Origin of the sequence: Clostridium guangxiense (genome assembly GCF_021043395.1) — a bacterium.
Classification (GTDB): Bacteria; Bacillota; Clostridia; order Clostridiales; family Clostridiaceae; genus Clostridium_S; species Clostridium_S guangxiense.
In genome coordinates, this window is sequence record NZ_JAJNKE010000063.1 from 1 (window position 1) to 15,829 (window position 15,829).

At 32.3% G+C, this 15,829-nt stretch carries 15 protein-coding genes and 2 riboswitches; of the genes, 1 reads left to right on the forward strand and 14 read right to left on the reverse strand.

What is annotated here, in order from left to right; genetic code table 11:
• Positions 1–594: 594 nt before the first annotated feature.
• Positions 595–1,551: a substrate-binding domain-containing protein gene (locus tag LQK79_RS19780; protein ID WP_053242226.1), complete on the forward strand. Its 957-nt coding sequence runs from the start codon at positions 595–597 to the stop codon at positions 1,549–1,551.
• 56 nt (positions 1,552–1,607) lie between these two features.
• Here the strand turns inward: LQK79_RS19780 and nifH are convergent, their stop codons facing one another.
• The 14 genes from nifH to LQK79_RS19850 form a co-directional block, all read right to left on the reverse strand.
• Positions 1,608–2,474, reverse strand: a complete 867-nt coding sequence (gene nifH, locus LQK79_RS19785) for a nitrogenase iron protein (RefSeq protein WP_053242225.1) — start codon at positions 2,472–2,474, stop codon at positions 1,608–1,610.
• Between the two features lie 45 nt (positions 2,475–2,519).
• Complete coding sequence (locus LQK79_RS19790; protein ID WP_053242224.1) at positions 2,520–3,419, reverse strand: radical SAM protein; 900 nt, start codon at positions 3,417–3,419, stop codon at positions 2,520–2,522.
• Between the two features lie 130 nt (positions 3,420–3,549).
• Entirely contained in the window at positions 3,550–4,218 is a 669-nt protein-coding gene (locus LQK79_RS19795) for a methionine ABC transporter permease (RefSeq protein WP_053242223.1), read from the reverse strand.
• On the reverse strand, positions 4,215–4,991 hold the full coding sequence (locus LQK79_RS19800) for a methionine ABC transporter ATP-binding protein (RefSeq protein ID WP_231017616.1): 777 nt from the start codon (positions 4,989–4,991) through the stop codon (positions 4,215–4,217). The genes LQK79_RS19795 and LQK79_RS19800 overlap by 4 nt, the downstream gene beginning before the upstream one ends.
• A 56-nt stretch (positions 4,992–5,047) precedes the next feature.
• Positions 5,048–5,866 carry a MetQ/NlpA family ABC transporter substrate-binding protein gene (locus LQK79_RS19805; protein WP_053242221.1) on the reverse strand — a complete coding sequence of 273 codons (819 nt, stop codon included), beginning with the start codon at positions 5,864–5,866 and terminating at the stop codon, positions 5,048–5,050.
• A gap of 34 nt (positions 5,867–5,900) precedes the next feature.
• Positions 5,901–6,065 (reverse strand): YezD family protein, encoded by a 165-nt coding sequence (locus LQK79_RS19810; protein ID WP_084756954.1) that lies wholly within the window; start codon positions 6,063–6,065, stop codon positions 5,901–5,903.
• A gap of 425 nt (positions 6,066–6,490) precedes the next feature.
• Positions 6,491–6,600: riboswitch (SAM riboswitch) on the reverse strand.
• Positions 6,601–6,709: 109 nt separating this feature from the next.
• Positions 6,710–7,048: a NifB/NifX family molybdenum-iron cluster-binding protein gene (locus LQK79_RS19815; RefSeq protein ID WP_231017618.1), complete on the reverse strand. Its 339-nt coding sequence runs from the start codon at positions 7,046–7,048 to the stop codon at positions 6,710–6,712.
• 98 nt (positions 7,049–7,146) lie between these two features.
• Positions 7,147–8,451, reverse strand: coding sequence for an O-acetylhomoserine aminocarboxypropyltransferase/cysteine synthase family protein (locus tag LQK79_RS19820; RefSeq protein WP_231017619.1), 1,305 nt, complete (start codon positions 8,449–8,451; stop codon positions 7,147–7,149).
• Between the two features lie 189 nt (positions 8,452–8,640).
• The gene (locus tag LQK79_RS19825) at positions 8,641–9,957 is read right to left on the reverse strand and encodes a nitrogenase component 1 (protein WP_231017621.1); all 1,317 of its coding nucleotides are present in this window, start codon (positions 9,955–9,957) and stop codon (positions 8,641–8,643) included.
• A complete protein-coding gene (locus LQK79_RS19830; protein WP_053242218.1) occupies positions 9,941–11,422 on the reverse strand; it encodes a nitrogenase component 1 in 1,482 nt (493 codons plus the stop codon). The genes LQK79_RS19825 and LQK79_RS19830 overlap by 17 nt, the downstream gene beginning before the upstream one ends.
• Positions 11,423–11,591: 169 nt before the next feature.
• A riboswitch (SAM riboswitch) is annotated at positions 11,592–11,700 on the reverse strand.
• Between the two features lie 168 nt (positions 11,701–11,868).
• A complete protein-coding gene (locus LQK79_RS19835) occupies positions 11,869–12,849 on the reverse strand; it encodes an ABC transporter ATP-binding protein (protein ID WP_053242217.1) in 981 nt (326 codons plus the stop codon).
• Entirely contained in the window at positions 12,849–13,835 is a 987-nt protein-coding gene (locus LQK79_RS19840; protein WP_053242216.1) for an ABC transporter ATP-binding protein, read from the reverse strand. Before LQK79_RS19840 ends, LQK79_RS19835 begins: the two co-directional genes overlap by 1 nt.
• 4 nt (positions 13,836–13,839) lie before the next feature.
• Positions 13,840–14,691, reverse strand: a complete 852-nt coding sequence (locus tag LQK79_RS19845) for an ABC transporter permease (protein ID WP_053243317.1) — start codon at positions 14,689–14,691, stop codon at positions 13,840–13,842.
• A 5-nt stretch (positions 14,692–14,696) separates the two neighbouring features.
• The gene (locus LQK79_RS19850; protein ID WP_053242215.1) at positions 14,697–15,647 is read right to left on the reverse strand and encodes an ABC transporter permease; all 951 of its coding nucleotides are present in this window, start codon (positions 15,645–15,647) and stop codon (positions 14,697–14,699) included.
• Between the last annotated feature and the right edge of the window lie 182 nt (positions 15,648–15,829).

Here is a 15,829-nt window from a genome sequence, read left to right on the forward strand (position 1 = left end):
TAGGAGTTTTTTTCTGCTCAACGGCATAAGCCTTTTTTCTTCCACTTGCTTAGCAAGTGGTTTCCTTCGTTACACAATAAATGTAATTAAATTTAATTAATGTAAATTTAATTATTTATATAATATATCAAGATTGCATTTAAAGTCAATATTCTTTTAATAATTCATCAATTATATACATTATATATTTTTAATTTGTTAACGTTTAACGCTATTATTTAATATTTTATTATAAGTAGCCAGTGTTTTGTAACAAATCATGTAATGTTCAATTTATAACACTTGTGTTAAGTTATGTAATTGCAAAAATTTAATTGCACATCACTTTTAGTCATGTTATATCATATTGGGACTTATTCAACATGTTTTTATTGCTTTACTTAAGGTGAAATTATGTTTTAACGTCTTATACACAAATTTGCACAATTATTATAAAAGCAAAAAAAATATTATTATGTAAACTCTTGTATGATAACTTTGCGGTCACTAATTTAATATTATGGCATCAATGCAGTTGTATTTTTATCAATTTTATAATAAGATTGTACTATAATTTTATTTTTGTAAAAATATGCTTAAGGAGGTCCTAATATTATGGAAGATAGAACTTTAACTCCTTTGGACGTGTCAAAAATTCTTCGTATATCCAAAAACACTGTTTATGAATTAATCAAAAGAGGTGAACTAAATTGCTATAGAGTCGGTAAGAAAATTAGAATAGATTTAAAGGATGTAGAAAACTATAAATCTAGATATCAAGATAAAAAACAAATACCACACCAAGAGGACGAAATTTATTCGTCATTTACAAACAACCTTTTACCCCTTAGCGAAGAATATCACAAAAACAATTTTATAATTTGTGGACAAGACATTCTTCTCGATGTATTATCCCGTTACCTTCAAGTCCACCCTCAAGGTGTTCGCGCTCTTCGCTCTTATGTTGGAAGTTATAATGGTTTACTTTCTCTTTATCTAGGTAAAATACAGGTTGCAACATCACATCTTTGGGATGGAGATTCTGGAGAATACAATATTCCCTTTGTCAGAAGACTTCTTCCTGGAATTCCTACTGTAATAATTCATTTAGCCTATAGAATGCAAGGTTTTTATGTTGCAGCTGGAAATCCAAAAGAAATTAAAAGTTGGGAAGATTTAAAAAGAAAAGATATTACTATGGTTAATCGTGAGAAGGGCTGCGGAACTAGAATTCTTTTAGATGAACATTTGAGACTTCTTAATATCAATGCCAATTCAATAAATGGATATGATAGAGAATGTCTTTCTCACCTTGCAGCTGCAAGTATCATATCTAGACATGGTGCAGATTTTGCTATAGGAAATGAAAAAACTGGACTTCAAGTAAAGAATATTGATTTTATACCCCTTCAAAAGGAAAGTTATGATTTGGTACTTAAAAAACAAGATATCGATAAACCAGAATTTAAAGCAATCATAGATATACTTCGCTCAGATTCCTTTAAATCAGAGCTTGAGGGAATTGGAAATTACGATTTAGAAAATCTAGGTGATATAATAGCAGAGTTATAATTACTAAAAGGGAGAACTTTTTATTATTCCCCCTTAAACTTAAATTATAAAAATCTTTATCTATTTACAACACTTTTTTCACTTTCTATTTTTAGAAGCTGATCTCCCCAGCTTGAAGCCCAGTTTCTAAGCTCTTCTACACCTAGAGGCGATGGAGTTTTAGATTCTGTATGCTTTGCTATCTTATTTGCAAGTCTTCTGTATATATCCGCTTGTTCAGAATTTGGAGCTGCCTCTATTGTAGTTTTGCCTCGAAGTTCACTTTGAGTTACTGTAACTGAACGTGGAACATATTCCATAACCTGAGTATTAGTCTTTTTTACAAAATCATCTATAATCTCTTTTTGATAATCTGTATTTATAGAATTTCCTATTACTCCCCCAAGCAAAGCTCCACCTGAAGTTGAATACTTTTTTATACCTCTAAATAAATTATTTGATGCATATACAGACATAAAATCCGAAGATGAAACTGTAAATACATGTTTTGCTATTCCTTCACGTATAGGTGTTGCAAAGCCCCCACATACAACATCCCCAAGTACATCATATATGACATAGTCTAAATCTAACTCTTCAAAAATATTTTGCTGCTTAAATAATTGAACAGCCGTAATTATTCCCCTTCCAGCACATCCAACTCCTGGCGCAGGTCCACCTGCTTCTACACAGTATATTCCATTAAAACCTTGAAATATTACATCATGTGCATCAACTTTATTTTTTTCACGAAGTGTATCTAAAACTGTTGGTATATACGATCCATCTCTTAAAGTATTTGTAGAATCACTCTTAGGATCACAACCAAATTGCATAACCCTGTATCCTTGCTCTGACAATGCTGCACTTATGTTAGAAGTTGTCGTTGATTTTCCAATTCCACCTTTTCCATAAATAGCTATTTGTTTAATTTCTTTTGACATTTCGTATCCTCCCTTAAATTTAAGACTCTTTACTCTGTTTTTTCATTAACCATGTGAAAAAGTTTCTATATCACTTAGAGTTCCATATAACTCCTTTGAAAGATCTCTTTGACCTGGTATTCCACAGGCATCTGCACGACAGTGCTTACAATGCCTAAATACTTCAAGATATTTTTCTGCCTTTGCTCTTGCTGAATCTAGCTCAAGACAAGTAGGTGCTGGAACCTCCTTAAGTTCATACTGAGGTATTAGGGGAATTATATTATATAAGGTTGCTCCAGCCTCCTTAACTGTTTTAGCTGTTTCTTCAATATGCTTGTCATTAATTCCTGGAACAAGTACTGTATTAACTTTTACAACTATACCCAAATCACTTATCTTTTTAATTCCTCTAAGTTGAGCAGCTATTAAAATACTTGCTGCTGCTTCTCCATAGTATTTCTTTCCATCCAGCTCAATATAAGATATTATTTGACTTTGAATTTTAGGATCTACGGCATTTACAGTAACTGTTATGGTACTTACTCCAGCCTCATAAAGTTCATCTGCATACTTTTCAAGTAAAAGTCCATTAGTACTAAGACATTCTATAAGCTCTGGATAAGCTTCGTGTACTAACTTAAATGTTTCAATTGCATTTCTTGTAGCAAGGGTATCTCCAGGTCCAGCTATACCAACTACAGTTATATCTGGACATAATTCAAGGGCTTTTTTTACCGTTTTAACTGCATCCTTTGGGTCTAATATTCCATTAGCAACTCCTGGCCTATCCTCATCATTATTGTTATAATCTCTTTTGCAAAATTTACACTGAATATTGCAAGTTGGACTTACTGGCAAGTGAAGTCTTCCAAATTTCATATGTGCTTTTCCACCCATACAGGGGTGTATATTAGATAATTTTGAAAACTTGTCATGATTTTTTATATCATTTAATCCTGGCATAATATCTCCATCCTTTCACAAATTAAATCTTATGCACAAAAAAGGCTTTAGATAAATATATTCTATCTAAAGCCTCTGGTTTTCCAGTCAGCATATTGTTTTTTACACTTATTTAAGACATATCCTATTTTCAACTAAATTTGAATCTCTTTTTGATTATTAATTTTGCAATAATATCACCAATTATTTGTATGGCCTGAACCAAAACCACAAGTATGACAACAGTTGTAATCATATAACTAGTTTCAAACCTTTCATAACCATATCTCAGTGCAACACTTCCTAAACCTCCAGCACCTATAGCTCCTGCAAGCGTTGTACTTCCAATAACGGTTATTATGCACAAGGTATAACTTCTAATCAATGATGGAAGTGCTTCTGGTATAAGAACTCTTGTTATTATAGTAATAGATTTAGTTCCCATTGATATAGCTGCTTCAATCTTGCCATGATCAACTTCCTTTATATTATTTTCAACCATTCTTGCCAAAAACGGCGCAAGTCCTATAACAAGAGGAACTATTGCTGCATTTGCACCTATGGTTGTTCCCACAAGAAGACGTGATAATGGAAGCAGCACTACTATTAGAATCATTGTTGGGAAAGATCTTATTATATTTATTATTGTGCCGAAAAATTTATTAAAGCTAGTTGCCTGTAGTATATTTCCCCTTTCTGTAACTACTAATACAACTCCCAAAATAGTACCTATTATAAAGGTGAAGATGCTAGTTACTATTGACATATAAATTGTTTCACCCAAAGCCTGTTTAATAACATCAAACATAATGTCATTCATACAGCAGTCACCTCTTTTTCTTTACTAATTTGGAGATTATTTGTTATGTCAATAAATACCTTGGCCGTATCACTTTGAGGATTTAAAAATACCTCATCTGTTGGACCTTCTTCCGTGATTACTCCCTTTTCAATAACTGCCACATTGTTGCAGCAATACTTTACAACATCAAGCTCGTGAGTAATTAAAACTATAGTAAGGTTAAGTTTTTTATTTATATTTTTAAGTAATTCAAGAATAGAATAAGTCGTTTGTGGATCTAATGCAGAAGTAGCTTCATCGCTAAGTAGAACATCTGGATTATTTGCCAGCGCCCTCGCTATACCAACTCTTTGTTTTTGTCCTCCGCTTAATTGAGCTGGATGAGCTTTTTCTTTATCTTTTAATTCAACAAGTTCAAGTATTTCATGTACTCTTTCATTTATCTTGTTTTTAGGGTATCCAGCTACCCTCAGTGGAAATGCCACATTATCAAAAACTGTTTTGGAATCAAACAAATTAAACTGTTGAAATATCATACCAATTTTCTCTCTTGCTTTTCTAAGCTCTTTTTTACTAAGTTTTGTCATATCCTTATCCCCAATTATAATAGTACCCTCATCTGGCTTTTCAAGTAAATTCAAGCACCTAACCATAGTTGATTTTCCAGCACCACTAAATCCTATTATTCCAAATATATCTCCTTTTTTTATCTCTAGATTAATACCTTTTAAAACCTCAACCTTTCCATAAGGAGTATTAAAATTTTTACTTAAATTCTTTATGCTTATCATATAAATTTCACCTTACTTTTCTAAATATTAAACTTTGTTTTAATTTTAGGCTTTGCTTAAAATGCTGGAACTACAGAACCCTTGTATTTTTCATTAATAAATTTTCTAACATCTTCAGATTGAAGAGCTTTTACAAGTTTCTTTATAGCAGCTTTATTTTCATCACCTTTTCTAACTACAATTATGTTAGCATAAGGTGAGTCCTTGTCTTCCCTAAATATAGCACTGTTAGGATCTATTTTTGATTGAAGCACGATATTTGTATTTATAACTCCTCCATCCACGTCTCCTAATATTCTAGGTATTTGGTAAGCATCAATTTCTTTAAATTTCAAATGTTTAGGATTTTCAGCTATATCATTTATAGTTGCATTTTTACTTGAAATAGTCTTTTTAACTTTAATTAATCCTTGTTTTTGCAAAAGAATTAATACTCTATATTCATTAGATGCATCATTAGGTATAGCAATTGTTGCTCCATCCTTAAGTTCACTTGTTTTTTTAATTTTTTTAGAGTAAAATCCAATTGGTTCTACATGAATATTTCCTGCTACTGCAAAATCATATCCCTTTTCACTAGCTACAGAATCCAAATATGGTTTGTGTTGAAAATAATTTGCATCAATTTGTTTATCATTAAGTGCTGGATTTAATTGAGATGAATCATCAAAAACCTGAACTTTTAGATCTATACCTTCTTTTTTTAATTTAGGCTTTACAAAATTTAGTATTTCTGCATGTGGTGTTGCCACAGCTCCTATCTTTAAAACTTTATCTCCACTCTTGTTTTCTGTGTTAGTATTCTTACCACAGCCTGTAAAAACTATTGCTGCAAATAAAATTGCTAAAGTTGATTTTATAAATACTTTTTTCATGATACGTCCCCCTTATTTATTAAAAAATAAAATTTTATTTAAGCCTTATTTTTTCACTGGTTTCTATTTGTATTACTACTCCGTCCTGTATAACTAAAGTTATAGAACCATATTTTATATCCTTTAACAATTCTGAAATCTTATTCGTGTAGTTATTTATCTCATTATTCTTAATTACACGAATATTCTTATCATTCATAATATTCCACCCCCAAATTATTTATAGATGAACAACTAGGAACTTTGAAATCACAATTTCTATATTTATCCTGCAAAACTATGATTTGGCTTAGAGTACAGAGGACAGTGAAGGATGATTCTTCTCCGCTATCGCTTCGAAAAATCCTAAAATTAATGCTTCCGCATGGTATAAAATATAGGTATTCAGCGCAGCTGATACTATCAAGTTCTAAGATTTACCTGAGATAAACGAAAGGTAAATCCACCTTCACTGTACTCTGTACTCTGAGTGAATTTCCAGTTTATAAGGATAAACTTGGTATTAGTAATTTCAACCTTTCACGTTGTCTATCCATATATGTATTTTTATAAAACAAAAATCCCCTTCTATACGAAGAGGATTAACTTACTATACTAGCTTAAACTAGCTTAAGTTCAAATATCCTCTTATCTCTCAAAACTTAATTTTGCAGGAATTAACACCATGCATTCAAATGAAAAATGCTGGTTGTTGGGTTTCATAGGGCCAGTCCCTCCGCCTCTCTTGATAAGATTTTAAATAATTTATTCAATTTTATTTCCTATTAATCGAATAGGAATAATGTTTTAACTTATAGTGTTAATTATATCATCTTTATCTTCTATGTCAATACGTTTTTTCAATTATTTTAATTTACCATAATATTTAACAAGTTTATCCAAAGCAACATCAATTGATTCTGAAATATTGTAAGAATCAATTCCATTTTCCTGAAGTACTGCCGCTGCGCCAGGACCTATCTTTCCAACCAAAATTGCTCTACAATCTTTGATTTTTTCAACAAGAGGTGCAAATCTATTTTCATGGTATCTGCTACATTCACACAATTCTTCATTGTTCCTTTTTTCTATAAATTCATAATTATCACCCTTCACCTCATATATCAAAAATTGCAAAGCAGTAGCAAAATGCTCATCAATATACACTCCATCGCTGCTTCCCACAGCTATTCTATAACTCATGCTCATGCCTCCTTTTATTTAGTGCACAATGCACTGTGAATTAAAAAAATATTAATTGTAAAACCATGAAGTTTTTCATTTCAAGCTTTCAAGCATATCTATAAAAATGCTTCTTTAAAAGCTTGTTCTAAATCTTCAATTAAATCCTTTGTATCTTCTAGTCCTATTGAAAGCCTAATTGTTTCAGGAGGTATACCTGCCAGTTTTTGCTCTTCTGGTGTAAGTTCGCTGTGAGTTGTTTTAGGCGGATTTACTACTAATGACCTTGCATCTCCAATGTTAGCTTGATAGCTAAAAATCTTAAGTGAGTCAATAAATTTATCGATTTGATCTAATGTACCATTTATTCCAAATGAAAATACTGCACCTGCACCTTTAGGCAAATACTTATTTTTAAGGTCTTTATAAGGACTTTCTTTAGCCGTTGGATATTTAATCCACGAAACTTCTTTCTTCGTTTCAAGATAATTAACTATTTTTTCCGCATTATACACTTGCTTTTTAACTCTTTCAGAAAGCGTTTCTATGCCAATCAAAACAAGATATGCATCAAAAGCACCTAAAGTTGCCCCGTAGTAAGCTAAATAATTTGCACGGATTCTAGCAGTAAATGGAAAGTTGCGAAATACCTCTATAAAATTTCTTGGTTTTCCACTAAAATCCCTTAGAGTATGATAAGTCTCTAAAAAATGTGAAAATTGACTACTATTCCAATTAAATTTACCACTTTCGACTATTAGTCCAGCAATTACATTTCCATGTCCACTTATAGCTTTTGTGGCTGAATAAACAACAATATCTGCACCATATTTAATTGGATTTAGGAGATATGGTGTAGCTAAAGTATTGTCTACAATAAGTGGAATACCTTTTTCATGTGCTATATTAGCTATAGCTTCAATATCAGCTATAGAAGCATTTGGATTGCTTATACTTTCAATGTATATAGCTTTTGTATCTTCTTTAATAGCCTTTCTAAACTGTTCGGTATCTATTAAATTCTTTACTATATCAATTTTAATTCCATAATTAGAAAATACTTTTTTAAAGCCATCAATAGTACCACCATAAAGTTCTGCCGTAGTTAATATTCTTCCACCTCTTTCTGCTGCATTCAATAAAGTATAAGTTATTGCTGCCATTCCTGAACCAACTGCTATTGCAGCTGCTGCACCATGAAGCTTAGCTATTCTTTGTTCCAAAACGCCAACTGTTGGATTTCCAATCCTTGAATATACATACCCAAATTCTGTGAAACCTGCAAGATTTCTTGCTCTTTCAGTGCTTCCGAACTCAAAAGATGTTGTAGCATATATAGGTACTGAAACTGCGTTATTATGTTCTTTAGGATCATATCCCCCTCTTACCTTCAAAGTATCAAATTCATAATTTAAATCCGACATAATTTAACCTTCTTTTTCCTTTAATTTTATAAAAGCAAATGCATTGCTGAGTATTAAATAAAAATTAATGGCAATATATAGTATAAAAATTTAAATGGTACAAAGATTCACACCTAAAATTCCGTAGATACGGAGGAATTTTTTCCTTGCACTACCGTGAGAGCGAAGCATTTTTACTTCGCAATTTTCTTATCTGTATGTGTTTAATACAATATTATATATATCTTCAATCGCTCTTAATCCACCATTATAACCTGCATATGTGCAATTCAATACCAGTCTATAAGCCACCGGCGGACTTATTATTAAAAGATCTGCGCCTATATCCTTGGCTAAATCTCTTTCCCAACTACTGCCAAGTATTAAAGATCTGTTTTTATGTTCATCTTTTCTTATATCATCCTGTATTTCTCCTCCATCAACTGAAAATTCCACTTCAGCTGACCTGTATTCAGATATTTTATTAAACTCTTCTATAATTGAATTTCTAAATTCTTCAGGTGTATCTTCAACTACATACTGCTTACCTGGTATTATTCCAAGTTCATTTAAAAGAAATTTGGAAAACCCTATTGAATAACTTGAATCTAAAAGTGTATAAAACTTTCTAGGAAGCCCATATCTAAACTCCAGCATAAAATCTGCAGTTCTCTCAATAAACGAATAAAATTTTTCTTCCTCATTTTTAATAAAATTTTCAACCTTATTTTTATCAAGTCCACCAAAATTTCCAACTTCCCTTAGAAATTTTGACGTTTCTACTCCTCCAATAGGTAAATAAGGAAAATGATAATATGGAGTGCCATACTTCTCTTGAAGATGTTTTGCTATTTTAAGTCCAACCCAATTGCTAACAACAATATTGAACTGCGCATTAGGTATAGTTTTCCACTCATCTATTCCATTTGATTCATTTCCAAAAAGAATATTAACTTTAAGCCCTATTCCCTCAAGTATTCTTTTTATTTCTTCTAAATTTCCATTCCAATATGGATCTTGATATGGTATTGTTGCAAATACATTCACTAATCCCTTTTCTACTTTAATGCTTTCATTAAGCTTATCAACATATTGATCTATAATTGCGTTTACTACTAACTCATGGCTTATATAGTTGTTACTTTTAAAGCCGCCAGTTTCTATACCTACAATTGGGTTACCGTTTTTCTGATAATCTGAAACTACAGTTTCTATATCATCACCTACTATATCGGATGTACAACCTGTAAGTACCACATAAAGATCAGCATCAATCACCTTAAAAGCTCCATCAATAACACTTCTAAGTTTCTGTTCTCCTCCAAAAACTATTTCTGTTTCACTGGCATTTGTACACGGTATAGTATTTCCTCCTGCATATCCTTCTCCCTGTCCTATAAGTCCGCTTACCTTTCCACTGCACCCAGGACCAGAGTGCAAAACAGGTACAGCTCTTTTTATCGCAACTACAGTCTGCTGTGCTCCAAGCGCACAAGAAAATCTAGGTTGTTCAATAATGTTCGACACTTGTATCACCTCCAAGAAAAGTAAATGGATCCTGCTCAAGCCACCATTTTGTATATGGCATTGTACTATGCTTTGCAAGATTAGTTACAAATTCTTTATTATCTATAGTTTCTATAATTCTTTCAGCATAATTTATTACCCCTTGATAGCCAAAGCCAAACTGCTCATCACCAATCAAAAGCGTGGGAACCCCAAGTTTTGCTCCCCAAAGTGTCATACCTCCATGTCTTGCAATCATTATGTCAGGTCTTACTCTATTCAATATATTAACTAATTCATATGCCTGCTTGTTGCAAACATTGTAATTTGGTATATCTCCATAAGTATTAACATCATGCGCAAGTGCATCAGATTTTGGATCATCATTGTCAAATACAGGATCATGATGAAATATTGCTGCACCTTGAACATTTAAGCCAAGTTCTCTTAAAAGTGCTATGAGTGCATGACCATGAGCAGCACCCGCTGTAATATATGCAGTTTTCCCTTTAAGCCTTTTACGATATTCCTCAACTTTAGGAACAATTTTTGCACGTTCATTTGATATATATTCTTCTATTTTCTCTTCTCTATGAAGTACTTTTCCAAGTTCTCTAAGCCAATTATCCGTACCTAAAATTCCATAAGCTGGTGGAGATTTTATCTCTGGGACACCATATACTTGTTCTAATGCGGCTCCTAGATATGTTCCAAGTGTAGTACATATTTGTATCGTTGCTGCCGACTCAGATATATTTTCTAGTTCAGCAACCGTTGAAAATGGCACAATGTATTTTGCTTCATACCCAAGCTCTTTAAGCAAGTCATCAAAAATGTGACTTCCCCAGAAATTTATTATATTTACCTTATTTGTCTTTTTCTTTGGAGGTTTAACTATTTTTCTAACGATAGAATGATACGCTGAATCAAATCCAGATGTCCATATTTTTGATCTGAAACCTTCACAAAAACATGCCACAACAGGTATTCCAAGTTCTTCTGTTAACTCATCAGTTACACTTTCTATATCATCTCCAATTATTGCAGAGGCACAAGAAGTTGTTACAAATATTGCATTCGGTTTAACCCTTTTGTAAACATCTCTAATAGTCTCTTCTAGCTTTTGAGTTGCACCAAAAATTGTATCTTTCTCAGTAAGATTTGTACTAAAATATCTTCCCATTGCTCTTGGAAGTTTCCTTTCCATTTGACCTACCCTATATACAAAATTGAATCCAAAAGAATCTCCCATACATCCTACAGGTGCATGATTAATAATTGCCGCATCCTTTATCATAGAAAGCTGGCAAAACGCATTTCCAGAACTGCATCCCATACACTGACTAAAGCTTCGTGCGCTGTCTTTTAACTTTCCACACTGACCAAGTTTTACAAGCTGCCCCGCTGTACCTTTAAATCCAGTAATTGAACCAAGGCGATTTTCTCTTACTTCAACAGCTTGAGCATTTAGGTTGATTTTACTCATCAAATTTCCTCCTTTAATGTATAAATAAAAATTAAAAAGGCTATATCTACTCTATTTAAAAGAGTAAATATAGCCTCTAGTTTTTCTAGTCAACTACAAAATTTCATATAAAAAATCCTCTTAAAAAACTTTAAGAGGATTTTTGCACAACTATGTTAACTTAATTATCCTCTTATCTCTCAAAACTTAGTTTGCAGGAATTAACACCATACATTCAAATGAAAAATGTTGGTTGTTGGGTTTCACAGGGCCAGTCCCTCCACCTCTCTTGATAAGATTTAAATGTTTTATTCAATTTATATTCCTATAACTCAAATATGAATAATATTTATTATATGATTTATATTATATCATCTTTATATTTTATGTCAATACATTCTTTGGTTTATTTTCCAAACTTCATTTTAAGTGATTGCATTAATAACATAAATCTTTATAAACATTTTTTAAACCACATGACACGCCACCATATGTCCTTTATCTACTTCCTTCATTTCTGGTTCTTTCTCGCTGCATATTGGAGTTGCATACGGGCATCTTGTCCTAAATCTACATCCTGTTGGAACATCCATTGGACTTGGAAGTTCTCCTTCTATTACTTTCTGCATCGCTGCACTTGCCTTTTTAGGATCTGGCACAGGTATAGAAGATAAAAGTGCTTTAGTATAGGGATGCAGTGGATTTTTATAAAGCTCTCTACTTTCTGATATTTCAATTATTTTTCCTAAATACATTACCCCAATTCTATTAGATATATGCTTTACCATAGATAGATCATGTGCCACAAAAAGATAAGTAAGCCCCATATCTCTTTGAAAATCCTCAAGCATATTTACAACCTGTGCTTGAATGGAGACATCAAGCGCAGAAATTGGTTCATCACACAAAACAAACTCAGGTTCTATAGATAATGCTCTTGCTATTCCTATTCTCTGACGTTGTCCACCACTAAACTCATGTGGAAATTTGTCCATATCCGACTTCTTCATTCCAACTTTCTTAAGAAGTTCCTCAATTTTGTCCATTCTTTCACTCTTAGACAAATTTGAATGAATGGCCATAGGTTCATCAATTATTTCCGAGACATTCATATATGGATTAAGTGAAGAATATGGATCTTGAAATATAACTTGCATTCTTTTGTGATATGGCTTAAGTTCTTTTTTACTTAATCTTGCTATATCCTTGCCATCAAAAATTACTTTTCCATCTGTTACGTCATATAACCTTGTAATTGTTCTTCCAAGTGTGGATTTTCCACAGCCTGATTCGCCAACAAGTCCAAAAGTTTCTCCTTTTTTAATATAAAAACTAACATCATCTACAGCCTTAACATACTTATTTTTATTTACTCCAAAAGCACCCTTCACAGGAAAGTACTTTTTTAAATTGTTAACTTCTATTAACTTCTTTTCTATTTCACTCATTATAACTTTCCTCCTTCCTCTAATAAGAAGCATCGTGCTTTTTGAGTTTCCGAAATACTTTTATACTCAGGTATTTCTCCAAAACATTTATCAGCTGCAAAAGAACATCTTTCAGCAAAAGGACATCCTTTAGGAGGAGCTAAAAGTGAAGGTGCTGTTCCCTTAATAGGTTCGAGTCTTCTCTTTTCATCTTCATCAACCTTAGGAATTGAGTTCAAGAGTGCTTTTGTATAAGGATGTGCCGGTTTATAAAATATATCTTCTGTGAGCCCTTCTTCCATTATCATTCCTGCATACATAACAATTATTCTGCTGCAAAGACTTGCTACAACGCCCAGATCATGGGTTATAAGGACAATAGACATATTTTTCTTTTCTTTAAGTCCCTTCAAAAGATTTAGTATTTGAGATTGAATCGTAACATCCAATGCTGTTGTGGGTTCATCTGCTATTAAAAGCTTAGGCTCAGACGAAAGTGCCATAGCTATTAAAACTCTTTGTCTCATTCCTCCACTAAATTCGTGAGGATATTGATTTAACCTTTTTTCTGCCATTGGTATTCCAACCAAATTTAAGATATCAACAGCCTTTTTCCTTGCCTCTTCTTTTGTAATTTTATTGTATCTTAAAATAACCTCTTCAAGATGCTTTCCTATTGTTATTAAAGGATTTAACGCTGTCATAGGATCCTGAAAAATCATTGATATATCATTTCCTTTAATCCTTTGCTTTTCCTTACCAGATAATTTCAATATATCCTTACCTTCAAAAAATATTTCTCCACTTTCAATTTTTGCATTTTTAGGAACGATTCCAAGTATAGATTTCATTGCAACGCTTTTACCACTTCCTGATTCACCAACAATGCCTAAAATTTCTCCATCCTTGATTTTAAAACTTATCCCTCTAACTGCCTCAATTTTCTCACCTTTGTTGTAAAAATTAGTCTTTAAATCTTTAACCTCAAGCAGTATATTATCTTCCATATTATCACTTCCTATCTGATGCAGTTTTAGGTTCTACAAATACTCTTAAAACATCGCCAAGCTTATTGAAGGAGTAAACAGTCAAAACAATTAATATTCCAGGTAAAATTGCCATGTATGGTGCATTTTGAAGATTGCTTTGTGCATTTTGAAGTAAGCTTCCCCAAGATGACATAGGCTGTTGTATTCCTATTCCAAGAAAGCTAAGTGATGATTCCGTCATTATTGCATTTGCAATTCCTGTTGTTGCTGCCACTATTATGGTTGGAAAAACTGAGGGAATAATGTGTTTCATTATTATATTCATTGAAACTTCCCCTGTAGATACTGCATATAAAACATATTCTCTTTCCTTAACAGACAAGGTTTCCGCACGAACAAGTCTAGATATTTCCATCCACGTAAAAAATCCAATTACAATTATTATGGTTTTAAAACCAGGCTTTAAAAAAATGCTTATAACAGTAACTAAAATCATCCAAGGTATTGACGATATTATATCAACCATTCTCATTAATAAATTATCTATTTTGCCACCAAAGTATCCACTTAAAGTACCTACAAGCACGCCTATTGAAGTTGAAATAACCATAGCCAAAATTCCAACTAAAAGCGATACTCTTCCGCCATAAATTGCCCTTGCAAGATAATCCCTTCCTAGTTCATCTGTTCCAAAGGGATGTGCTAAAGATGGTGCCTGAAGCATTATACTTACATTTGTCTTGTTGGGGTTATATGGATATAAAAATGCAAATACTGATATCAGTGCTATAAATATAAGAAATAATATTGAAAACAAAGCCACCTTATTATGTCTAAGTTCTGCTTTTACATTTTCCATTCTTCTATTTTTCATTTTCATCACCTCATACTCTTAATCCTAGGATCTATTACAACATAAAGTATGTCAGAAATGAGGTTTCCAAGTATAACAAGTGTAGACGATAAAACCATAACTGCCATAACAACAGGGTAGTCTAATCCTTGAATTGCCTTAATAAAATATGGTCCAACACCTGGCCAACCAAATACTGTTTCTGTTATAACACCACCTGTTATGAGCATAGGAAGTGCCATTCCAAGTTTAGTTATAATAGGAAGAAGTACATTTTTTAAAACATGTTTAAACAGTATTTCAAATTTGCTTGCCCCAAAAGCTTCCTGCACCATAACATAATCTTCTGAAAGTTGCCCAATAGTAGAAGAACGGACATACCTTGTGTTTTCTGGCATAAATGCAAATGTAAGCACAATAAATGGCATTATAAAATGTTTTAAAAAATCAGTTGTAGAATTCATCCCTATAGTGTGCATTCCGAGTATAGGTAAAATTCCAAGTCTATATCCAAATACAAAAACCAAAATCATTGCAAACCAAAAAGTTGGTATAGATATACCTATAGAACAAAATCCATCTATTATTTTATCCGCCCAGTTATTTTTATTTAATCCTGCCATAAGTCCTAAAACTATTGATAAGATAAGCGCACATATGTATGACGGTAATACCAAAATCATTGTGGCTGGTATCCTCGAAGCTAAATCATTAAAAATACTTTCGTGAGTAACTATCGAATACCCAAATTGTCCTGTAAGTACCCCTTTAAGCCAATATAAGTATTGTATATATGCTGGCTTATCATAGCCATACTTTATTTTAATTAGTTCTATTGCTTTCTTTGACATTTTAGGATTTGTCATAGCATCTACTGCATTATATGGTGCTAATTGTATAAGCGTAAAGCATATTATTGAAATAATTAATAGCAGCGGTACAGCCTGTACTATTCTTTTAAGAATATATCTTCCCATTTTATATCCCCTTTCATATATAGACCTTAGGGTCAAACTCTTAAAAAATTAGAACTTTAAGAATTTGACCCTTAGATTTATTAATTTTATTTAACATTTTAAAATACTATAGATAGACAACTTGAAACTTTAAAATTGCAATCTCCAAATTTATCCTGATAAACTGGAATTTGTCGAGCTGA